The organism is bacterium (assembly GCA_040757115.1).
Classification (GTDB): domain Bacteria; phylum UBA9089; class CG2-30-40-21; order CG2-30-40-21; family SBAY01; genus JBFLXS01.
The window spans coordinates 1-26837 of the sequence record JBFLYA010000029.1; the positions used below are offsets into that span (position 1 = coordinate 1).

A 26837-nucleotide genomic window follows, 5' to 3' on the forward strand; every position below is an offset into this window, starting at 1 on the left:
ATAGTGAGTGAATTACAAAATTCCAAATCACAAATTCCAAATTACAAATAAATTCCAATGACCAAAAATCAAAATTCCAAACAAAAGAAGGAGAAGTGCTTTTCAATGAGGCAATAGAATTAAAGAAGAGTTATATTCCCCTCTTGAGAGGGGTTAGAGGTGTGTCCTTCAATTATTGAAAAACCTAAATCTGACATTATTGAGCAAAATATTCAACTCCCTTTAACAAAATTGATAAAGCAATAGGTTTTGGAATTTGGTGTTTGGAATTTATTTGGAATTTGGTGCTTATTTGAGATTTGGTGCTTGGGATTTGGGATTTTTTACTTATTCACCCTGAGTAAAATTTTGACTAATAACTGCTATATCTCACGCAGAATACAAACACGGCTACCATCTATCTCTCTTCTGTCTATAGTCTATGGTCTATAGTCTTTGGTCTTACTTAAAACTTAGCCGATAATGAGAAGCGATGGTTGTATCTTTCTGACCCAGAGATGTTATCTTTGAAGTCAGAAAATCTATCGGGGCCAAATGAGTAGTCTAATTGAAGATTAATTGTTTTTGCAGGAAAGATAAAACCTAAGCCGCCGGTAACATAACTATCAAATACTCCAGCTCTTATCCCTAAATTCTCTTTCATCCAATATTCTAACCCTGCGTATATCTTTGTCTTATGATTATCTTCAACCTGGCTTAAATCTGTAGCTATAATTAATTTATTCCCAAAAAACTTTCCACTCACACCTAATTTCACCGCTATGGGTAATCTATCTGTATGGTCAGTCTCCCATTTAAGGTAACTGCGGACATCCTGTAACATTAATCCTGCTTTAAATTTATCTGAAATATCATATAACGCTCCGATATCTAAACCTAATCCACTTGCCTTACTTCTCCCTTTTGGATTTGCCTGCGATGGATTCATCTGTTGAGTTAGATATTTCAGGTTAACGCCAAGGGATAATTTATCAGTCTTTTCCCAGGCACAAGAAAACATAAATGTATTCTCTCTATCATCAAATCTACCTAATTCTATGTCCTGGTTATTTTTTTTAACAATCTCCCGTAAATCTTCTACACCAAAGTTTATCACGGAAATACCTATAGTTTGATTTTCAAGCGGGACTACATAATTCAAGAAATTATACTTACGGTCAAGGGACATTAAAGAGGTCATTGAGGTCATTTCGCGTTGAGATAGTTGCACCAATCCTGCGGGATTCCAGTAAGTTGCAGAGGCATCATCACAAACCGCGACATAAGCTCCGCCCATACCAAGTGCCCTTGCCCCTACGCCTATCCGTAGATACCGTGCCGCCTGGCCTGCATCTCCAGTTTCTGCATAAATAACACACGGTAAACAACAAATTATGATTAAAGTTATAAGTAACCGTTTCATTTTAATCACCTTCTTTTTTTAACCACGAATTGCACGAATTTTACGAATTTTTTTATATATCACTCATCCTTCTGAAAAAACATATCTTTCATTACTCTGCATAGTGCACTAAATCTCTCACTCCCGATTGCTCACCACTGAACACTACAATTACTTTCCCTCCCTTCATTTTTAATTCGCTTAATTCGTGTAATACGAATTTTTTTATTTTATAATCCGTTTATATTCTAATGATGGTAATCCATAATTTATTATTATTCCCAATCTTAATCCTGTTGCTTTTAAATAATTATGCACTTGAGCCTCATCAATTTCTGTAATACCTTTATTAGTTGCTTTATTTTCTACAAGAATCTCTTTTTCTATAAGATAATCGGCTCTAAATTGTTTTTCTAATTTTTTCCCTTTATAAAATATTGGTAATTCTTTTTGATATTCAAAATACAGACCACTTCTCTCTAATTCAATACCAAAGGCTTCATCATACACTGATTCAAGGAATCCATAACCTAACTCCCTATGTACTTCCATCGCTGACCCAACTACTTTATAAGAAAGTTCCCTATAGATTATTTTTTCTTCCTTCATCTTCTTTAATTCGTATAATTCGTGTAATTCGTGGTTCTTTATCGAATCACGGCAATCTTACCAAGTTTCGACATCGTCTTACCTTCGTTGTTGGAGATTATCATTCTAAAGATATAGACGCCATTAGCTACTTCTTTACCAACATCGTTTCTACCCTTCCATTCAATCTCAACTACCTGTTTAACTCCCTGAACAGTATTTCTTGAAGTAGAGGCTATGCCTGCTTTTTCCTCAGTCCACACCAGATCACCAGCAATATCATAAATATTCACGATTACTCTTAATCCGACGACTTGGGCGGTTGCATCTAATACACCAACTATATCTGTTATACCATCATAAGTTGGGTTTGGACAGTTATAAGCATCGATTAAGTTAAAGTCTGTTGTCGTCCCATTCAGAGGTGGAGTAATTGGCGGTGCAGGACTACCTTGTATGACGACAATAGGTCCTGTCATCGTCCCTCCTGTTGCTGAACCAACACACATCATCCCATCTTTTCCAATTGCATTAAATAGATATGTATATGTGCCCGGTTCTGTAAAGCAAGGGAACACAATTCTATAATAACCATCCCATTTAGGTCCACTACCCGGAACTAAACTTAATGGGAAGGGACTACCAGCCATACGAACACCATCTTTATATAGCCAGAGATGGATATATTGAGGTTCATCACCATCTATATCATAATATCGAACTTTATAAGTAAATGAAGTTACATTTACTGTTCCATAATCAGGGTCAACTCCATCAGATGTAAATCCAGACTCACCTGTCCAGGTAAGTATTGGAGCATTGGTTACAGCAGGTCCAGTCTTATCTCCAGTAGCAGGTAATTTCACATCTAGATTAGCCGGATCATAAGCATTAATCCAATATTTATAACTTCCCGTCTGTAAAGTCGTAGTTGCCATATAAATTCCACAACTTTGCGTTCCAATTCCATCATTAAACCAGGTCATAGTTAAAGTAGCCACCTCATCACCATTCTTTTTAACATGCAATAGTGGATAGCCAGGTTTTGGCAGGTCATTATTCAAATCACGATATCTAACTTTGAAGGTAAAGATAGTTCCCGTTGTCCCCATTTCCGGGTCTAATCCATCAGATACATAACCACCTGTCCCTACCCATGATAATTCTGGTCTCCAATTACCTCCACCAGTAACTACAGGACCATAATTAGTAGAAGTAGGTGTTGCCATCTTCCGATATATATCCATTGCTTCAAAATAGTAGGAATAATTTGAGTTATTATATGGTAGTATTATTAGAGGATTAGAATATACCCTACCAGAACTAATATTTCCTCCATCATGATAAGGTAGTATCATTGGACTCCCTGGAATATCTACTCCACCAATTAATATATGAACCTTCGGATAGCCAGAATAAGGCACATTCCCTTCTGAATCTTGATATTTAACTGAGAAAGTATACCTGGTGCTTACATTACCACTAGGTGGATTCACATCACCATTAGATAATACTGGTGCACTATTAACAGCAGGTGCTATCTTCACTTGAATCCCTGCACCACCAGCTGTCAATCCTGTTATATCTTTTGCTTCAAATTGATAGGTATAGATACCTGTAGGTGCAGGTAAAGTAGTCCTTGTTTCATATAGGACACCCGCCGCATAAGTAACCGTTGCGGGACTTACTCTGGTTAACGGTAAGATTGTCTCAGCTCCTCCTGTAGTCTTGATTTTTACCCGTGGATATCCGGCTAATGGTGCCTCATTATTCCCATCACTATATTTTACTCTATAGGTAAATATAGTGCTATCAGGCTCACCTTGTTCTGGGTCTAACCCATCATACAGATAGTTCCTTTCACCTGTCCATAACAAGAGCGGTGCGACAGGAGCATCAACCCCGGTCAATATAGGCCCAATATATTCTTGAGTTGGTGTTCCAAGAGCTAATACTCCATTTCTATCTTTTGCCGCAAAACGATATGTGTATGTCCCCGAATAAAGTAAACTGATAACAGTATAATATTCTACTCCATTAACATAATCAATAGGAACTTTATACATCATCGGATAACCTATACCCTCATAAGGATACCCCGCTCCATTTCGACGGATATATACTTTTACACCATCGGTAGGCGACGGAGGATCTCCATCAGTATCTTGATATATCACTTTAAAGGTAACTACTTTGGGTTTTGCACCAGTTTGAATATCCACCCCGCTTGTGCCATTATAAGGTGTTTGTGAAATAAAACTTAATACAGGTGGATTACTTATTTTAGGTCCTGTCTTTGTTCCCATTGGCTGAGATTGAGGATAAACTGATGAAACTCCCTTTATATCCTTTACCTCAAATCTATATTTATAGTCTGTGCCCGTTAAGTATAATGGTAATTCTTTCTTATATAACTTACCATCTGTATAAGTTATATCTAATGGGTCATTATGGTCCATCACATAAGGGCTACCGGGCACGGGTTCATTATCACCTCTAAAAACATACAGTAATGGATAGCCACCTAATGGTGGGTCATTATCAGCATCGGTATATTTTACCAGATAAGTAAATGTATCTCCAGATTTACCTGTTTCTGGTTCAATACCATCATACAGATAATCAGTAATTCCTGCCCAGCTTAATACTGGTGGCTTACTAATTATTGGTCCAACCATCAAAGTCCAGGTTGGTGTGCCTTCAGCTGAAACTCCATTTATATTCTTTGCCTCAAATATATATGTATAAATACCCTGTAGAGTCAGTGGATATATCAGTGAATGTATCTGACCAGTCAGAGGGTTACCGGAAACATAGTACATTGGAAGTGTATAGAGTAAGCTTCCCTCTCTATAAACCTTTACCCATACCCTATTGCCATATGGCAGGTTACCTGCGGAATCTTGATATTTTATCCGATAAGTATAAAGATTATATGGAGAAGTACTTATCGGATAAACTCCACCTTCTTGGTAGTTAGGTTCACCCGTCCAACTCAAAATAGGTGGCAGACTAATCTTTGGACCTAAATATTGATATACTGGTGCACCAGCGGCATTACCACCCCAGCAATCTTTAGCCTCCATGCTATAGTAATAATTCCCTGTTGTTATCAATGTATTAGTTGCATACACATAAACCGCACCACCTATCCAATCACCATCACCTGACTCTAATGTCATCGTCACCGTCGCCAATAAGGTTCTATCCGATTTATAAATATTTAATTGCGGATAACCTGGCATAGGATAATCATTATTAAAATCTTTATACAGCACTTTATAAGTAATTGTCGTTTCTGGTTTGGCAGAATTTGGATTAACACCATCAGTCCGATAACCATCCTGTTGTACCCAGCTCAATGATGGTATTCTATTTTGAGTTTGTTGATTTCCAACAGCAGGTCCTATTTGTCTCATTGTCGGACTACCAATGGCTATTCTACCGCCCTGATTCATTGCTTCAAATTTATGCGTATATGTGCCCGCTAAAGCTAATATTATTGTCTTTATCTGATAAACTTTACCATCAGTATAATCAGTATCACCTAGTGTTTCTTCGTAAAGTCCAGTAGTCACAAACAATTGATTTCCTAAATAGACATATAGCTTGGGATAACCTGGTGCTGGTCTTATATTCTCATAGTCAAAATATGTCACTTTGAAGGTAATATAAGAACCTACTATAGGATTCACGGGCAGTATCTCAGTTCCTGTAAGACAAGTTAGTCCAGGAAGAATTATAGGACCAGAGAATAGATTAGTAGGAGTCCCAATAGCTACCATTCCATAAATATCCGCCGCGGCAAATCTATATGTCCATGTCCCTTCTCCTAAACCTGTCATAGTACCTATATAAATACCATCAGATAATGTTCCACTACTTAACTGTAAATTAAGTGTTCCCGGATTACCACCTGGAGAAGTATATTGTGCCACTATATACGCTGGCATATTACCATCAGCATCAGAATATCTAATTCTGTAGGTAAATATCGTTTCATTATTACCATAAGTTGGTTCTAATCCTGGAGAGGCAAATGCAAGAACTGGAGCACGATTAATAAATGGTCCGTTCTGCCATAAAGTCGGGGTGCCACCTACTGGTTGACCATATGCTCTCGCTTCAATTCTGTAAGAATTCATCCCACCATAGTTAATACTCAATCTTGTTGTAAATGTAACTCCATATTCCCAATTTTCGCTATCTTGTATCATTTCATAATAAGTAGTTGTTCCACTTTGACTCATAAGATATAGTCGTATCAATTCAGGTCCAGTAGAACCTGTATATCTCACCTTAAATTCGAACATATCTCCTATCTGTCCAGTATCGGGTTCTACGCCATCATCCGTATATCCTGGTGCTCCTAACCAACTAAGATATGGAAGGGTTACCACTGTTGGTCCTGAATTGATTAATGTTGGCGTTCCTTGTGCTTCTATAAATGTATCCGTTCCTATGGCTATTTGTACTTTAAATCTATGTGTATATGAACCTCTTACCAGAGAAGTCTCGGTACCATAAATCACACCATCTCGATAAGGAGTTGCAGTTCCTCCCAGCAAGGAAATAGTACCCAGAGTATAAGTGGCATAGGGTAATCCATCTTTTTCTATAATCACTATTGGGCTATTTGTCCCAAATACTGGTGGCCGATTACTTGAATCTCGATACACTACCCGATAATTAAATAGCGTTCCCTCAGAGCCAACTTTTGGAGATACACCCGTATTGATATAGTCAGGTGCGCCTACCCAGCTAAGTGTTGGGAATTGTCCTACTCTTGGTCCCTCACGCCATACTCCTGAGACACCATTGGCTGGCGCTCCCCATTTATCATACGCCACAATATAATAGGAGTACATTCCATCTGGAAGGGTTGTTTGCTTTTCATATCGTGGAGCTGACCTCGGTAGATAACTATCTATCTTTGTCATAGTCAATGAAGCATAAACATTAGCACCTTTATAAATAATCACCTTTGGATAGCCAGGTAATGGGTCATCATTATCAAAATCGTAATATCTTATACGGTAAGTATAAATTGTAGTATTTAGACCCTCTTCTGGATTAAGTCCATCCTGTGTATAACCAGACTCTCCTGTCCATCGTAACTGAGGTGGTGAAGTTCGATAATAGACATTTTCAAATCTATATGTCCATGAACCGATATTTTCCTTATTCTGAACAATATCTGCCGCATAATACCCTGCCTGGTTAAATTGTGACAGAGCAACTGTAACTGAGAATGTTCCCACATCAGATACAACCACTTCTGGATGTTCAGTCGGATTGCCACCTACCTTAATACTATTCATTAGTATAGTCGTTCCACCTGTCGTCCCATAGAATCCTGAACCTGTTATAGTACTTGTATTACCCGTTTGACCACTACCTGCACATGGATTCATTATAATCCACGGGACAACCCTATAACTATCTGCAAATACAAATTCCTCGCCTGAGACTATCATATGAACCGTATAAGTTCCCCACGGCATCGCTGGTAATGTCAAAGTAGTTGTTGGTAAAATACCTCCTGGTTGAATAGTTATTGTGGCATGTTGTGCGGTAAATGCACCATTGAATTTAATAGAATTAGCACTTACGGTTGCTCCTTCCATAAATCCTCTACCTGAAATCTGAGTAGTAGCACCTTCTTGTCCATGACCACCATCTGGATTTAAGAATATTCTGACCAGCGTAAAGGTAGTAGATGCTACTTCACCTGTTATCAAACCACTGGCACTAATTACCACCGGACCAGGTATCTGAACATCAGCCATAAATTGCGTTGAGAATGTCCCATTATCAGAAGTTGTTGCACAAGATATGGTTGGATTACCACCAAAAGCTACCGTGATGAATTCACTCGCTCCAAAACCTGTTCCATACAAAATAACTTGAGTTGCCACAATACCGCTTCTCGGCGATACCACCACCCCACCTCTTATCTTAAATAGATTAATCATCTGCGAATTATCACTAATTACTGTAATTGTCTTTGTTCCAAAAGTTTGAGTATCAACGGTAAATATCGCCGTAAAACTACCTTCCACTGCGGCTGCGGTTGAACAAATAGTTAGCGTCTGACCAAAGTGTATTGAGATATTCTCTCCTGACTTATATCCTTGACCGGTAACGGTTATCAATCGTCCTACGGTCCCTTGTTGTGGTGTAACATAAGTCATCGGATTTATAAAGAAGTAGTCATAATCTTGACCTGACTTTAATCCTAAAGCAATTATCGTGGTTGACCCATAAGGTTGCGTATCAACGGTAAAGGTTGTAGTAAAGGTACCATTTATCTTAGAAATAGTTATTGTAATCGTCTGAGTTATCCCAAAGTGAATATAAATCTCCTCTGTTCCGGCATAACCAGTCCCTTTAACTGTAACAATGGTTCCTACCGTACCTTGACCTGGACTCACATAGATAACATCGGGTAATATCTTGAAGTAATTAATTGCCTGACAACCTGTAGCAATTATCGTTGTTGACCCATAAGGTTGTGTATTAACCGTGAAGGTAGTAGTAAAGGTGCCTTCGATGGTTGAAGTAGTAGTCGTAATAGTCTTAGTAGTCCCAAAGTGGATATAAATCACTTTGTTGGCACCATAACCTGTTCCGCTAATGGTAACTATTGTCCCTACCGTTCCTTCAGTTGGAGTAACCATAAATATCTCTGGTAGAATTCTGAAGTAATTCTGTGCTTGCGAAGAAGTTAATCCAATCCCAATAATTGTCGTTGTGCCATAAGGTTGCGTATTAATCGTAAATGTTGTTGTGAAACTACCTTGAATATCTGACATAGTAGTTGTTATTGTCTTTGTCGTCCCAAAGTCCACATAAATATCTTCTCCCCCGGCATAACCTGTGCCACGAATAGTAATTATTGTCCCAACGGTGCCCTCTGTTGGTGTAACAAGACATACATCTGGAATTATCTTGAAGTAATTTGTCCCTTTGCCAAATGAACCTTGTGCAATTATCGTAGTCGTGCCATAAGGTTGAGTATCTATAGTAAATGTAGTAGCAAATGTTCCTGATTCACTTGAAGTAATAACCGTAATACTCGGTGTTGTGCCAAAATCTACCCTTATCTCTTCATTAGATCTATAACCACTACCTTTAATGGTAACTATTGTTCCTACTGTGCCTTTAGTTGGAGTTACAGCATATATCTCTGGTAGTATCGCAAAGTAGTTAATGGCAAAACCTGATTTATCGGCTATCGCCGTAATCGTTGTGCTCCCACAAGGTTGCATATTTACTGTAAATTTCGTCGTCCAGCTACCTTGTATAGCTACTTGAGTGGTTGTAATGGTAAGCGTTGTCCCAAAGTGGATATAGACTGTTTCTTGATAGGCATAACCTGTCCCACGAATAGTAACGATTGTTCCTACTGTCCCTTCTGATGGATTAACTTGCCACAGGTCGGGTAGAATGGTAAAGTAAGTTGTGGCTGAACCTGTATCTGAACTTATCGTTCTAACGGTAGTGGTGCCATAAGGTTGTGTATCAATGGTAAAGGTCACGGTAAATGTTCCGGCTTCAGTAGCGATAACTTTCGTAATTGAAGGTGTTGTGCCAAAATTAATCCTTATCTCTTCACTTGCCGCATATCCTGTTCCAAATACCGTCACTATTGACCCCACCGTGCCAGATGTCGGCGATACCTCAACTCCACCAATAATCACAAAATAGTTAATATTGGTTTCCTGATTAATACCTGTGGCTCTAATCGTTGTCTTACCTAATATTTGCGTATTTACGGTAAATGTCGTGGTGAAACTTCCCTCTATTTCTGCTTGAGTAAGGGTGATAGATTCTGTCGTGCCAAAGTTTATTCGCACCTCACCTGGCGTATAACCAGTTCCACGAATAGTTAGAATTGTTCCTATTGTTCCTTTTGTTGGAGTTACAAACCACAACTCTGGTGTAATCTTAAAGTAGTTAATTGACTCACTACAACTACCAACGCCAGTGATAGTTGTTGCCCCATAAGGTTGTGTATCCACTGTAAATGTTGTGGTAAAGCTTCCCTGTATCTCTGAGATAACCGTGGTAATCGTCCTGGTTGTGCCAAAGTGGATATAAATCTCTTCTGTCCCAATATAACCATTACCTTTTATTGTTACTTTTGTGCCTACAGTCCCTTCTGTTGGACTGACCATAAACAATGCCGGTAATATCTTAAAGTAATTAATGGCAACTGCGGACTTCAAGCCCAATGCTACCACAGTTGTAGTTCCATAAGGTTGAGTATCAATGGTAAAGGTAGTTGTCACACTTCCTTCGATGCCTGAAACAGTAGTGGTAATAGTATTGCGTATTCCAAAGTGGATATAAACTGTCTCACTGCTGGCATAACCTGTTCCACAAATAGTTATTATTGTTCCTATTGTTCCCTCTGTTGGTGTTACTGAAACTAATTGTGGAGTTATCTTCAGGTAATTAATTGCCTCAGCAGACTTCAATCCTCCTGCGAGAATCGTTGTCGTGCCATACGGTTGTGTATCAATGGTAAATGTTGTTGTAATACTTCCTTCTATGGCGGAAACAGTAGTAGTAATCGTCTTATTCGTGCCAAAGTGGATATAGACATCCTCTGTCCCGGCATAACCTGTGCCACGAATGGTAATTATTGTTCCTACTGTCGCTGAAGTCGGTGTAACATCCCAAATTTGAGGTGTTATCTTAAAGTAGGAAATATCCTCTCCAGAACCAAATCCTACCCCAGTAATTGTTGTTGAACCATAAGGTTGTGTATCAATAGTAAATGTTGTCGTGAAACTACCTTCAATTGCGGCTGAGGTCGTCGTAATTGTCTTTGTCGTGCCAAAATGGACATACAACTCTTCTAATCCGGCATAACCAGTCCCACGAATGGTAACGATTGTCCCCACGGTCCCAATTGATGGACTCACCATAATTACATCTGGTATTATCTTAAAGTAATTAATACCTTCTATGGCTGATGAGAGACCAGTGGCAATAATTGTTGTTGACCCATAAACCTGCGTATCAATTGTAAATGTAAGGATAAAGACGCCTGTGTCTATTACATGACCTGTAGTTATCGTCGTCTTGTTACCAAAACTTATCTGGACAGTCTCACTGGGTTGATATCCTGTTCCACTAATGGTTACTATCGTCCCCACGGTCCCTTCCTTCGGTGAAACTAAGTATAACTCGCCTAACACTTTGAAGTAAGCAATATTTGAATCTGACCGTAATCCAAGCGCAGTAATAGTTGTTGAGCCATAAGCCTGTGGGTTAATCGTAAATGTTGTTGTCCAGCTACCAGCGATATCTGAAACCGTAGTCGTAATCGTCTTCGTTGTTCCAAAGTGGATATAGACTTCTTCTGTCCCGGCATAACCTGTCCCACTAATTGTTACTATTGTTCCCACTGTGCCTTGAGTTGGCGTAACCATAATTATTTCTGGTGTAATCTTAAAGTAATTAATCGCCTGCGGTGTAGTCTCTCCCACAGAAATAATTGTCGTCGTCCCATACGGTTGTGTATCAATAGTAAATGTTGTAGTCCAGCTGCCTTCTATATCGGTAATAGTCCTGGTAATCGTTTGTGTCGTGCCGAAGTGGATGAAGACATCTTCGCCATTTCCATATCCTGTCCCACGAATCGTAATTATTGTTCCAACTGTTCCTGTATCTGGTGTAACCTGAATAATCTGTGGTATAATCTTAAAGTAATTAATAGCTGAACTGGAATTTAAGCCTAATCCCGTAATGGTCGTGCTGCCATACGGTTGTGTATTAATGGTAAATGTCGTCGTGAAACTGCCTTCAATAGCTGAGGTAGTAATGGTAATCGTCTGCGTTGTGCCAAAGTGGATATAAACATCTTCTCTCCCGGCATAACCTGTCCCACGAATAGTAATTACTGTTCCCACTGTTCCTGTATCTGGACTGACCATAAATAGTTCTGGTGTAATGAAGAAAGTAGTGCTTACAGAACCTGCCTTTGGGCCGGTAACAATGATAGTTGTTGTTCCATAAGGTTGTGTCGTTACGGTAAAGGTTACCGTAAATGAACCTATATTATCAGTTGTTGTTATGGCTAATGTTGGCGTTGTCCCAAAATCAACACAGATTTGTTCTGTTGCCGCATAACCATTACCAAACACGGTTACTATCGTTCCTACTGAACCCGTAGTTGGCGATATTCTAATGCCACCAGTAATCGTGAAGAAGTTAATATTCCTTTCAGCATTAGCACCAGTTGCCGCAATAGTTGTTATACCTAATGGTTGCGTATCTATGGTAAATGTTGTCGTCAAGCTACCTGTATTATCTGCCTGAGTAGTAGTAATAGTTTGAGTTGTGCCAAAGTCTATTCGCACCTCACCAGGGGTATAACCTGTGCCTTTAATCGTAACAATTGTTCCTACTGTGCCTTGTTGTGGATTGACATACCACAAATCAGGAGTTATCCTATAATAATTAATCGCCTCTCCTGAACCTAATCCTACCGCAATAATTGTTGTTGTGCCATAAGCTTGTGTATCCACAGTAAATGTCGTGGTGAAGCTACCTTCTTGAGCAGAAACCGTAGTTATAATCGTCTTTGTTGTGCCAAAATGGACATAGACCTCTTCTGAAGCCGCATAGCCTGTTCCACGAACCGTCACAATACTTCCCACAGTCCCTGATGTAGGCGTAACATACCAAACATCTGGTAATATCTTAAAGTAGTTAATTGCCGAACAACCTGTAGCAACAATAGTCGTTGTGCCATAAGGTTGCGTATCCACAGTAAATGTTGCGGTAAATGAACCAATTATATCTGAACTCGCCGTAGTAATGGTATTTGTTATTCCAAAGTGCACATTAATTGTCTTATTTGCACCATATCCTGTCCCACAAATAGTAACTATTGTTCCCACTGTTCCTTCTTTCGGACTAACACTGAATACCTCCGGCAGGACTCTGAAGTAATTAATCGCCTCTCCTAAATTCAATCCTGAGGCAACAATGGTCGTTGTGCCATAAGGTTGTGTATCTATAGTAAATGTTGTTGTGAAACTACCTTCAATAACTGAAGATACCGTTGTTATCGTCTTTGTTGTTCCAAAGTGGATATAAACTGTCTCATTCGCCGCATAGCCTGTCCCTCTTATCGTTACTATCTTGCCTACTGTTCCTTCTGCTGGATTAACGAACCATAATTCTGGCAGTATCTTGAAGTCATTTATGGCACTACCTGAATTCAAGCCTACTGCTGTTATCGTCGTCGAACCATACGGTTGTGTATCAATGGTAAATGTCGTCGTGAAACTACCTTCAATTGCGGCTGAGGTCGTCGTGATTGTCTTTGTTGTGCCAAAGTGAATGTAAACTAACTCATTCCCTGCATAGCCTGTGCCTCGGATTGTGACGATTGTCCCTACTATCCCTTCGGCTAATACCACTGACCATAACTCTGGCAGTATCTTGAAGTAATTAATCCCTTCTCCACCACTTGTTAATCCTGTTGCCTTGATTGTAGTTCTATCATAAGGTTGTGTATTGATGGTAAATGTCGCCGTCCAGCTACCTGTTTCATCTGCCTGTGTTGTGGTAATACTTGATGTTGTGCCAAAGTCTATCCTTATCCCTTCATTGGCTTTATACCCTGTGCCTTTAATCGTAATTATTGTTCCTACTGTGCCCTCTGTTGGTGTTACTGAATATAACTCAACAGTTATCTTGAAGTAATTTATCGCACTGTTAGAATTCAATCCTACGGCGGTTATTGTCGTCGAGCCAAATCCTTGTATATCAACAGTGAATGTTGTCGTGAAACTACCTTCGATTGCGGCTGAGGTCGTTGTAATTGTCTTTGTTGTGCCCAAGTGAATGTAAATTAACTCATTCGCCGCATAGCCTGTGCCTCGGATTGTAACGATTGTCCCAACTGTTCCTTCTTTTGGTGTTACAGACCATAATTCTGGTAATATCTTAAAGTCATTTATGGCACTACCTGAATTCAAGCCTACTGCTGTTATTGTCGTCGAACCATAAGGTTGTGTATCAATAGTAAATGTCGTCGTGAAACTACCTTCAATTGCGGCTGAGGTCGTTGTAATCGTCTTTGTTGTGCCAAAGTGGATATAAACTGTTTCATTCGCCGCATAGCCTGTGCCTCGGATTGTAACGATTGTCCCTACTGTCTCTTCTTTTGGTGTTACAAACCATAATTCTGGTAATATCTTGAAGTTATTTATGGCACTACCTGAATTCAAGCCTACTGCTGTTATCGTCGTCGAACCATAAGGTTGTGTATCAATAGTAAATGTCGTCGTGAAACTACCTTCAATTGCGGCTGAGGTCGTCGTAATCGTCTTTGTTGTGCCAAAGTGAATGTAAACTGTTTCATTTCCTGCATAGCCTGTGCCTCGGATCGTTACGATTGTCCCTACTGTCCCTTCACCTAACACCACTGACCATAATTCTGGCAGTATCTTGAAGTTATTGCTTGCCTGACCTGAACTCAAACCTAACGCTGTTATGGTCGTAGAACCATACGGTTGTGTATCAATAGTAAATGTCGTTGTGAAACTACCTTCAATTGCGACTGAGGTCGTCGTGATTGTCTTTGTTGTGCCAAAGTGGATATAAACTAATTCATTCGCCGCATAGCCGGTGCCTCGGATTGTTACGATTGTTCCTACTATCCCTTCACCTAACACCACTGACCATAATTCTGGCAGTATCTTGAAGTCATTGCTTGCCTGACCTGAACTCAAACCTAACGCTGTTATGGTCGTAGAACCATACGGTTGTGTATCAATAGTAAATGTCGTTGTGAAACTACCTTCAATTGCGGCTGAAGTCGTCGTGATTGTATTTGTTGTCCCAAAGTGGATGTAAATTAATTCCTGTGCCGCATAGCCTGTGCCTCGTATCGTAACAACTGTTCCTACTGTCCCTTCCGCAAGTACCACTGACCATAACTCTGGCAGTATCTTGAAGTCATTTATTGCCTTATCTGAACTCAAACCTAACGCTGTTATGGTTGTAGAACCATAAGGTTGTGTATCTATGGTAAATGTTGTGGTAAAGCTACCCTGTATATCTGAAGATATAGTTGTTATCGTATTAGTTGTGCCAAAGTGGATATAGACTAACTCATTCGCCGCATAGCCTGTCCCTCGAATCGTTACTACCTGACCAACTGTCCCTTCTGCTGGACCGACATACCACAATTCTGGCAGTATCTTGAAGTAGTTAATCCCTTCTCCCTGAGATATTAATCCAGTAGCTTTAATGGTAGTGTTACCATAGGCCTGGGTATCTATGGTAAAGGTAACTGTCCAACTACCTATGCCATCTGCTTGTGTTGTCGTTATCGTTGATTTAACTCCAAAGTCTATCCTTATTTGCTCACTGGCTAAATACCCTGTTCCTCTAATCGTAACAATAGTTCCTACCGTTCCTTCTGTCGGTGTAACTGAATATAATTCTGCCATTATCTTGAAGTAATTGATAGCTGAACCTGAACTCAACCCTACGGCTGTAATAGTTGTAGAGCCACAAGATTGTGTATCTATAGTAAAGGTTGTAGTCCAGATACCCTGTCCATCTGCAGATGTTGTCGTTATGGTATTTGTTGTCCCAAAGTGGATATAGACTAACTCATTCGCCGCATAGCCTGTCCCTCGAATTGTTACTATCTTACCTACTGTTCCTTCTGTTGGACTGACAGACCATAATTCTGGCAGTATCTTGAAGTCATTTATTGCCTTGTCTGAACTCAAACCTAATGCTGTTATAGTTGTAGAGCCATAAGGTTGTGTATCTACGGTAAATGTTGTGGTGAAGCTACCTTCTATGGCTGACGAGGTAGTCGTTATGGTGTAAGTTGTGCCAAAGTGAATATAAACTAATTCATTCGCCGCATATCCTGTCCCTCGAATTGTTACTATCTTACCTACCGTTCCTTCTGCTGGATTTACATACCACAACTCTGGTAGTATCTTGAAGTAGTTAATTGCCTTCGAACCCAATGCGGTTATCGTTGTCGCTCCATAAGGCTGTGTATCTATAGTGAATGTTGTAGTAAATGAACCTGCTATATTCGACATAGTAGTTGTAATCGTATTAGTTGTGCCAAAATGTATGGTTATATCTTTATTCGCACCATATCCCATTCCACTGATGGTAACTACTGTCCCTACTGTCCCTTCAGTCGGTGTAACCTCATAAACTGAAGATAATATCATAAAGTAATTAGTTGCCTTATCTGAACTCAAACCTAATGCTGTTATCGTTGTAGAGCCATAAGATTGGGTATCTATGGTAAATGTTGTGGTGAAGCTACCTTCTATGGCTGAAGAAGTAGTTGTTATGGTATTAGTTGTGCCAAAGTGGATATAGACTAACTCATTCGCCGCATAGCCTGTCCCTCGAATTGTTACTATACTCCCTACTGTTCCTTCTGCTGGATTGACATACCATAACTCTGGTAATATCTTGAAGTCATTGCTTGCCTGACCTGAACTCAAACCTAACGCTGTTATCGTTGTAGAGCCATAAGGTTGTGTATCTATGGTGAATGTTGTGGTCCAGCTACCTTCTACATCTACAGAGGTAGTCGTTATCGTATTAGTCGTGCCAAAGTGGATATAAACTAATTCATTCGCCGCATAGCCGGTGCCTCGGATCGTTACGATTGTTCCTACTGTCCCTTCCGCAAGCACCACTGACCATAACTCTGGCAGTATCTTGAAGTCATTTATTGCCTTATCTGAACTCAAACCTAATGCTGTTATGGTTGTAGAACCATAAGGTTGTGTATCAATAGTAAATGTCGTCGTGAAACTACCTTCAATTGCGGCTGAGGTCGTCGTGATTGTCTTTGTTGTGCCAAAGTGGATATAAACTAACTCATTCGCCGCATAGCCTCTCCCGCGAATTGTTACCATACTTCCTACTGTTCCTTCTGCTGGATTGACATACCATAACTCGGGTAGTATCTTGAAGTCATTTGTCGCTTGCCCTGAATTCAACCCTAACGCTGTTATAGTTGTGCTACCATAAGGTTGCGTATCCACTGTAAATGTTGTGGTAAAGCTACCTTGTATATCCGATGAAACAGTAGTTATCGTATTGGTTGTACCAAAGTGAATGTAAATTCTCTCATTCGCCGCATAGCCTGTCCCTCGAATCATTACTACTTGACCCACTGTCCCTTCGGCTGGATTGACATACCATAATTCTGGCAGTATCTTGAAGTCATTTGTCGCTTGCCCTGAATTCAACCCTAACGCTGTTATAGTTGTGCTACGATAAGGTTGCGTATCCACTGTAAATGTTGTGGTAAAGCTACCTTCTATGGCTGCAGATGTAGTTGTTATAGTGTTGGTTGTGCCAAAGTGGATGTAAATTCTCTCATTCGCCGCATAGCCTGTCCCTCTTATCGTTACTATCTTACCTACTGTCCCTTCTGCCGGATTGACATACCATAATTCTGGTAATATCTTGAAGTCATTGCTTGCCTGACCTGAACTTAAACCTAACGCTGTTATAGTTGTAGAACCATAAGGTTGTGTATCTATGGTAAATGTAGTGGTGAAGCTACCCTGTATGTCTGCAGATGTTGTCGTTATCGTATTAGTCGTGCCAAAGTGGACATAAACTAACTCATTCGCCGCATAGCCTGTCCCTCGAATCGTTATTACCTTTCCTACTGTCCCTTCTGCTGGATTGACATACCAAACTTGAGGCAGTATCTTGAAGTAGTTAATTGCCTTAGAACCTAATGCGGTTATCGTTGTCGTCCCATAAGGTTGTGTATCTACGGTAAAGGTAGTAGTAAACGAACCGGCTATATTCGAAGAAGTAGTGGTAATCGTATTTGTTGTGCCAAAATGTATAGTTATATCTTTAAACGCCCCATATCCCATCCCACTGATGGTAACGATTGTCCCTACCGTCCCTTCAGTCGGTGTAACCTCGTAAACTGAAGATAATACCATAAAGTAGTTAATAGCCTTATCTGAACTCAACCCAACGGCAGTAATAGTTGTAGAGCCATAAGATTGGGTATCTACGGTAAAGGTAGTGCTAAAGCTACCCTGTATGTCTGCAGATGTAGTTGTTATCGTCTTTGTTGTCCCAAAGTGGATATAAACTAACTCATTGGCTTCATACCCTGTCCCTCTTATCATCACGGTGCTGCCAACTGTTCCCTTTGGTGGAATGACATACCAGACGGCTGGCATTATCTTATAATCATTAATAGCCTGCCCTGAACTTAATCCCAAAGCTGTTATGGTTGTAGAGCCATAATTCTGCGTATCAATTGTAAATGTCGTGGTGAAACTACCCTGAATATCTGAAGATGTAGTTGTTATGGTGTTAGTTGTGCCAAAGTGGATATAAACTAACTCATTCGCCGCATAGCCTGTGCCACGAATCGTTACTATACTCCCTACTGTCCCTTCTGCTGGATTGACATACCAAACTTGAGGTAGTATCTTGAAGTAGTTAATTGCCTTCGAACCTAAAGCGGTTATCGTTGTCGTGCCATAAGGTTGTGTATCTATGGTAAAGGTAGTAGTAAATGAACCTGCTATATTTGACACAGTGGTTGTAATCGTATTAGTCGTGCCAAAATGTATAGTTATATCTTTATTTGCACCATAACCCATTCCACTGATGGTAACTATTGTTCCTACCGTCCCTTCAGTCGGCGTAACCTGATAAACTGAAGATAATATCATAAAGTAGTTACTGGCTTTATCTGAACTTAACCCTACGGCTGTAATCGTTGTAGAGCCATAAGATTGGGTATCTATGGTAAAGGTTGTTGTCCAGCTACCCTGTCCATCTGAAGATGTAGTTGTTATGGTATTAGTTGTGCCAAAGTGAATGTAAATTCTCTCATTTGCCGCATACCCTGTCCCTCTTATCGTTACTATCATACCTACTGTTCCTTCTACTGGATTGACAGACCAAACTTGAGGCAGTATCTTGAAGTCATTGCTTGCCTGTCCTGAACTCAAACCTAATGCTGTTATCGTGGTAAAGCCATAAGGTTGTGTATCTATGGTAAATGTTGTTGTGAAGCTTCCCTGTGTATCTACAGATGTAGTCATTATGGTATTAATTGTGCCAAAGTGGATATAGACTAACTCATTTGCCGCATAGCCTGTCCCTCTTATTGTTATTACCTTGCCTACTGTCCCTTCTGCTGGACTGACATACCATAATTCTGGTAATATCTTGAAGTCATTGCTTGCCTGACCTGAACTTAAACCTAACGCTGTTATCGTTGTAGAGCCATAAGGTTGAGTATCTATGGTAAAGGTAGTGGTGAAGCTACCCTGTATATCTACAGATGTAGTCGTTATCGTGTTAGTTGTGCCAAAGTGGATATAGACTAATTCATTCGCCGCATATCCTGTCCCTCGAATCGTTACGATATTTCCTCCTGTTCCTTCTGCTGGCTCAACATACCATAATTCTGGCAGTATCTTGAAGTCATTACTTGCCTTATCTGAATTTAAGCCTAACGCTGTTATGGTTGTAAAGCCATAAGGTTGTGTATCTATGGTGAATGTAGTAGTAAAGCTACCTTCATTGGCTGAAGATGTAGTCGTTATCGTCTTTGTCGTTCCAAAGTGGATATAAACTAACTCATTAGCCGCATAGCCTGTCCCTCGAATCGTTACTATGCTCCCTACTGTCCCTTCTGCTGGATTGACAGACCACAATTCTGGCAGTATCTTGAAGTCATTTGTCGCTTGCCCTGAATTCAACCCTAACGCTGTTATAGTTGTGCTACCATAAGGTTGCGTATCCACTGTAAATGTTGTGGTAAAGCTACCTTGTATATCGGATGAAACAATAGTTATGGTATTAGTTGTACCAAAGTGGATGTAAATTCTCTCATTCGCCGCATAGCCGGTGCCTCTTATCGTTACTACCTTCCCTACTGTTCCTTCTGCTGGATTAACAGACCATAATTCTGGTAGTATCTTGAAGTCATTGCTTGCCTGACCTGAATTCAACCCTACTGAAGTTATGGTTGTAGAACCATAAGGTTGTGTATCTATGGTAAATGTAGTTGTGAATCTACCCTGTATGTCTGCAGATGTTGTCGTTATCGTATTAGTCGTGCCAAAGTGGATATAGACTAATTCATTTGCCGCATATCCTGTCCCTCGAATCGTTACTACCTTGCCTACCGTTCCTTCTGCTGGATTTACATACCACAACTCTGACAGTATCTTGAAGTAGTTAATTGCCTTAGAACCTATAGCGGTTATCGTTGTCGTCCCATAAGGTTGTGTATCTACGGTAAAGGTAGTAGTAAACGAACCTGCTATATTCGAAGAAGTAGTGGTAATCGTATTTGTTGTGCCAAAATGTATAGTTATATCTTTAAACGCCCCATATCCCATCCCACTGATGGTAACTATCGTCCCTACCGTCCCTTCAGTCGGTGTAACCTCGTAAACTGAAGATAATACCATAAAGTAGTTAATAGCCTTATCTGAACTCAACCCAACGGCAGTAATAGTTGTAGAGCCATAAGATTGGGTATCTACGGTAAAGGTAGTGCTAAAGCTACCCTGTATGTCTGCAGATGTAGTCGTTATCGTGTTAGTTGTGCCAAACTGGATATAGACTAACTCATTCGCCGCATATCCTGTCCCTCGAATCGTTACTATCTTACCTACTGTCCCTTCTGCTGGATTGACAGACCAAACTTGAGGCAGTATCTTGAAGTCGTTGCTTGCCTGACCGGAATTTAACCCTACTGAAGTTATCGTTGTAGAACCATAAGGTTGTGTATCTATGGTAAATGTAGTCGTAAAGCTACCCTGTCCATCTACAGATGTTGTCGTTATCGTATTAGTCGTGCCCAAGTGAATATAGACTAACTCATTCGCCGCATAACCTGTCCCTCGAATCGTTACTACCTTCCCTACTGTCCCTTCTGCTGGATTAACATACCACAACTCTGGCAGTATCTTGAAGTGGTTAATTGCCAGAGAACCTAATGCCGTTATCGTTGTCGTCCCATAAGGTTGTGTATCTATGGTAAAGGTAGTGGTAAATGAACCGGCTATGTTCGATAAAGTAGTAGCAATGGTGTTTGTCGTGCCAAAATGTATGGTTATGTCTTTGAACGCACCATAACCCGCGGCACTTATCGTAACTATTGTTCCTACTGTCCCTTCTGTCGGTGTAACTTGATAAACTGAAGATAATATCTTAAAGTAGTTACTTGCCTTATCTGAACTCAAACCTAATGCTGTAATCGTTGTAGAACCATAAGGTTCTGTATCTATGGTAAATGTAGTGGTGAAACTACCTTCATTGGCTGAAGAAGTAGTTCTTATCGTGTTAGTCGTGCCAAAGTGGATATAAACTAACTCATTCGCCGCATAGCCTGTCCCTCGAATCGTTACTATACTCCCTACTGTTCCTTCAACTGGACTGACATACCATAATTCTGGCAGTATCTTGAAGTCATTGCTTGCCTGACCTGAATTCAAGCCTACTGCAGTTATCGTTGTAGAACCATAAGGTTGAGTATCTATGGTGAATGTCGTTGTCCAGCTACCTTCTATATCTACAGATGTTGTCGTTATGGTGTTGGTCGTGCCAAAGTGGATATAGACTAATTCCTGTGCCGTATATCCTGTCCCTCGAATCGTTACTACCTTACCTACCGTCCCTTCTGCTGGATTGACATACCACAACTCTGGCAGTATCTTGAAGTAGTTAATTGCCACAGAACCTAATGCCGTTATCGTTGTCGTGCCATAAGGTTGTGTATCTACGGTAAATGTTGTAGTCCATGAACCTGCGATATTCGTAGAAGTAGTCGTAATGGTATTAGTTGTTCCAAAATGTATGGTTATGTCTTTGAACGCCCCATATCCCATTCCACTGATGGTAACGATTGTTCCTACCGTTCCTTCAATCGGTGTAACCTGATAAACTGAAGATAATATCTTAAAGTAGTTGCTTGCCTTATCTGAACTTAATCCTGAGGCTGTAATCGTTGTAGAGCCATAAGGTTGTGTATCTATGGTAAATGTTGTTGTGAAACTACCTTCTATACCTGCAGATGTAGTCGTTATGGTGTTAGTTGTGCCAAAGTGGATATAAACTAATTCCTGCCCTTCATATCCTGTCCCTTTTATCGTTACTATAGTTCCTACTGTCCCTTCGGTTGGAGTTACAAACCAAAGTTCTGGCAGTATCTTGAAGTAGCTAACCGCCTGCCGTAAATCTGAATCTGATGCTGTTATTGTTGTAGAGCCATAATTCTGGGTATCAATTGTAAAGGTAGTGGTAAAGCTGCCTTCGGCACAGGTAGAAGTCAATTGAATTGTTTGTGTTGTCCCAAAATCTATTCTTATCGTATCTGATGCCCTGAATCCATTTCCTCTCACGGTTATTACTGTTCCCACTGTTCCAGAATCTGGTGTAACCAGAACAATATTCGATGACACAGTTAATGTCCCTTCTGCGAATATTCCGTTTCCATAGGCAATAATGGTTGTTATACCCGCCTGTTGTGTATCTATGGTAAATGTGGTGGTGAAACTTCCCTCTGCGTAGGTAGAGATTATCTGTATTGTTGGCGTAGTCCCAAATTCTACCCTGATTGTCTCTGATGCTCGATAACCATTTCCTCTTAATGTTACTATCGTTCCTACTGTCCCTGAATTTGGTGTAATCAGAATAATATTAGGTAATATGGTCAATGTGCCTGCAGATAATATTCCATTTCCATGACTAACAATAGTTGTTCTGCCATAAGGTTGTGTATCTATAGTAAAGGTGGTGGTGAAACTACCTTCGGCATAGGTAGAAGTTAGTTGTATTGTAGGCGTAGTCCCAAATTCTACCCTTATTATCTCTGATGCTCCATAACCATTCCCTCGAACTGTGATTATCGTTCCTACTGTCCCTGAACTCGGTGTAATCAAAATGGTATTAGGTAATATGGTTAATGTGCCTGCGGATAATATCCCGTTTCCATGAGCAATAATAGTGGTTATACCATAAGGTTGTGTATCTATGGTAAATGTAGTAGTCCAACTCCCTTCTGCATAAGTAGAGGTTAGTTGTATAGTTGGCGTAGTCCCAAATTCTACCCTGATTATTTCGAATGCCCAATATCCATTCCCTCTTAAGGTTATTATCGTTCCTACGGTTCCTGAAGTTGGTGTAACAAGAATGATATTGGGTTGAATACTAATAGTCCCTTGAGCCGAAATGCCTTGTGCATCTCCATGAGCAACAATCGTTGTTATGCCATATTGTTGTGTATCTATGGTAAATGTGGTAGTGAAGCTACCATATACTTCTGTTGAAACTAATTGAATTGTTGGAGTAATACCAAATGCTATTCTTACCGTATCCGATGCGGCATAGCCATTTCCACTCACAGTTATTATCATTCCCACTGTCCCTGAACTCGGTGTAATCAGAATGATATTAGGTAAGATGGTAAATGTTCCTGATGCATCCTCACTTCCATGTGTGGTAATAGTCGTAATACCATAAGGTTGAGTATCAATTGTCCAGGTAGTGGTAAAGCTGCCTTCGGCATAGGTAGAGGTAATTTGAATAGTAGATGTCGTTCCAAAGTCTATGCTTAAAGTCTTGGATGCCCCAAATCCATTACCTTGTAATGTTACTACCGTGCCCACAGTTCCACTATTGGGTGTAATGTTAATTATATTTGGAATAATGAAGAAGTAGCCTTCTGCCGAACTCATATTGGTAGCAATAATCGTTGTTGTTCCATATCTCTGGGTATCTATCGTAAAGGTAGCAGTAAATGACCCTATTTCATCCGTAGAAGTAGTCGTTATAGTTGGATGTGTTCCAAAACTAATGGTTATTGTCTCTGACGCCCCATAACCATTACCGGCTACGGTTATTATCGTTCCCACAGTTCCAATAGAAGGCGTAACGGTAATGATATTAGGTATAATAGAGAGGTCATCAACAGCATAACTTGAGTCTAATCCTCTGGCAATAATAGTTGTAGAACCATATTTCTGGGTATCAATAGTAAAGGTTGTAGTAAATGAACCGATGTTATCACTTGAAGTGGTAGTAATAGTAGAATAATTACCAAAGTCAATTTGGACTTTTTCATTCGCCTTGTATCCATTTCCTTTCAAAGTAACTATTGTGCCTACACTACCTCTATCAGGTGAAACGACAATAATATTTGGTATGATAAATACCTGGGTTATTTCCTCTTCACCAGAAGTTAGACCTTTAATTACCACAGTGGTATTTCCATAAGGTTGTGTATCAATGGTAAAGATAGCGGTATAAGTTCCTACCGCATTTGAAGTCGCTGTTCCGATAGTCGTAGTTGTTCCAAAACTAATCCGTATTGTCTCGGTAGCTCCATACCCATCACCTTGCACGGTAATAGTTGTGCCCACAGTTCCAATGATAGGAGTAGTATAGGTAATTCTGCCAATAATATCAAATATTCTATCTTCAAAGTCTAAAGTCAGCACATCTTGAACCATGACAGTAGTTGAACCTGCAGGTTGCGTATCAACCGTAAAGGTAGTAGCAAATCTTCCTCCTGTATCAGCAGTTAGGACAACAATACTTCTCGTTGTGCCAAAATCTATTCTTATTTCATTTCCTACACCAAAACCACTTCCTTTAATATCAACGATGGTTCCAATAGTCCCAAAGACAGGTGATATAAATGAGATACCAGGTATAACGGTAAATGTAGCTACCCCTTGTGCACCCGTTGTAAGACCTGTAGCAGTTACTGTTTGATTTGCAGATACCTCAGGCACAGTAAAGATTGATGTAAATTGCCCATTTCGTTGAGAAGTAACATAAGTTAATGTCGGTTTGTCGCTAAAATCAATCCGGACAGATTCTGAGGCGCCAAATCCATCACCATAAACTGTAATTTCAAGTCCAATAGCACCTTTAGGTGGCACTATCTTAACAATTCTACTCTTCATATCGAAGAAATTACTTGCCTGATGTGCATTTTGTTGTCCTACTGCTGTGATAGTAGTAGTCGCATAAGGTTGAGCATTGGCAGTAAATGTTGTTGTCCAACTACCCTCTATATCAGAAACAACCGTAGTAATGGTATTAGTTATACCGAAGTGGATATAAACCACCTCTGTCCCACAATAGCCCGTGCCTCTTATCGTAATAGTCGTGCCTACTGTCCCGGAAGTTGGAGTTACAGACCACAACTCTGGTAATATCTTGAAGTCATTTATCGCCTCGCCTAAATTCAGACCTACCGCAGTAATTGTTGTTGAACCATACGGTTGTGTATTAACAGTAAATGTTGTAGTCCAGCTCCCTTCGATTGCCGCTGATGTCGTGGTAATCGTCTTTGTTGTCCCAAAGTGGATATAAATTAACTCATTCGCCGCATAGCCGGTGCCTCGGATTGTTACGATTGTTCCCACTGTCCCTTCGGCTAACACCACTGACCATAATTCTGGCAGTATCTTGAAGTCATTTATGGCACTACCTGAACTCAGACCTACCGCAGTGATTGTCATCGAACCATACGGTTGTGTATCAATAGTAAATGTCGTTGTGAAACTACCTTCGATTACGGCTGAGGTCGTCGTAATCGTCTTTGTTGTGCCAAAGTGAATGTAAATTAACTCATTTGCCGCATAACCGGTGCCTCGGATTGTTACGATTGTCCCTACTGTCCCTTCCGCAAGCACCACTGACCATAATTCTGGCAATATCTTGAAGTTATTTATGGCACTACCTGAATTCAAGCCAACTGCTGTTATCGTTGTCGAACCATAAGGTTGCGTATCAATGGTAAATGTTGTTGTGAAACTACCTTCGATTGCGGCTGAGGTCGTTGTAATTGTCTTTGTTGTCCCAAAGTGAATGTAAACTAACTCATTCGCCGCATAGCCGGTCCCTCGTATCGTAACAATTGTCCCAACTGTCCCTTCTGCAAGCACCACTGACCATAACTCTGGCAATATCTTGAAGTAATTAATCCCTTCTCCACCACTTGTTAATCCTGTTGCCTTGATTGTGGTTCTATCATAAGGTTGTGTATCGATGGTAAAGGTAACTGTCCAGCTACCTGTTCCATCTGCCTGTGTTGTGGTAATACTTGATGTTGTGCCAAAGTCTATTCTTACTTCTTCATTGGCTTTATAACCTGTGCCTTTAATCGTAACAATTGTTCCTACTGTGCCCTCTGTTGGTGTTACTGAATATAACTCAACAGTTATCTTGAAGTAATTTATCGCACTGTTAGAATTCAATCCTACAGCGGTTATTGTCGTCGAGCCAAATCCTTGTGTATCAACAGTGAATGTTGTCGTGAAACTACCTTCGATTGCGGCTGAGGTCGTCGTGATTGTCTTTGTTGTGCCAAAATGAATGTAAATTAACTCATTCGCCGCATAGCCTGTGCCTCGTATCGTCACGATTGTTCCAACTGTTCCTTCTTTTGGCGTTACAGACCATAATTCCGGTAATATCTTGAAGTCATTTATGGCACTACCTGAATTCAAGCCAACCGCTGTTATCGTCGTCGAACCATAAGGTTGTGTATCAATAGTAAATATCGTTGTGAAACTACCTTCGATTGCGGCTGAGGTCGTTGTGATTGTCTTTGTTGTGCCAAAGTGAATGTAAACTAACTCATTCGCCGCATAACCGGTGCCTCGGATTGTTACGATTGTCCCTACTGTCCCTTCGGCTAACACCACTGACCATAACTCTGGCAGTATCTTGAAGTCATTTATGGCACTACCTGAATTCAATCCAACCGCTGTTATCGTCGTCGAACCATAAGGTTGCGTATCAATGGTAAATGTTGTTGTGAAACTACCTT

General features: G+C 40.3%; 3 protein-coding genes. All 3 read right to left on the reverse strand.

Annotated features, from left to right (window positions below):
- Positions 1 to 445 precede the first annotated feature (445 nt).
- The 3 genes from AB1422_03900 to AB1422_03910 all read right to left on the reverse strand — a co-directional run bounded on the left by AB1422_03900 (position 446) and on the right by AB1422_03910 (position 26766).
- The gene (locus AB1422_03900; protein MEW6618480.1) at positions 446 to 1402 is read right to left on the reverse strand and encodes a PorV/PorQ family protein; all 957 of its coding nucleotides are present in this window, start codon (positions 1400 to 1402) and stop codon (positions 446 to 448) included.
- A 204-nt stretch (positions 1403 to 1606) separates the two neighbouring features.
- Positions 1607 to 1990, reverse strand: coding sequence for a GxxExxY protein (locus tag AB1422_03905; protein ID MEW6618481.1), 384 nt, complete (start codon positions 1988 to 1990; stop codon positions 1607 to 1609).
- 38 nt (positions 1991 to 2028) lie between these two features.
- Positions 2029 to 26766, reverse strand: a complete 24738-nt coding sequence (locus tag AB1422_03910; protein MEW6618482.1) for a hypothetical protein — start codon at positions 26764 to 26766, stop codon at positions 2029 to 2031.
- Positions 26767 to 26837 lie beyond the last annotated feature (71 nt).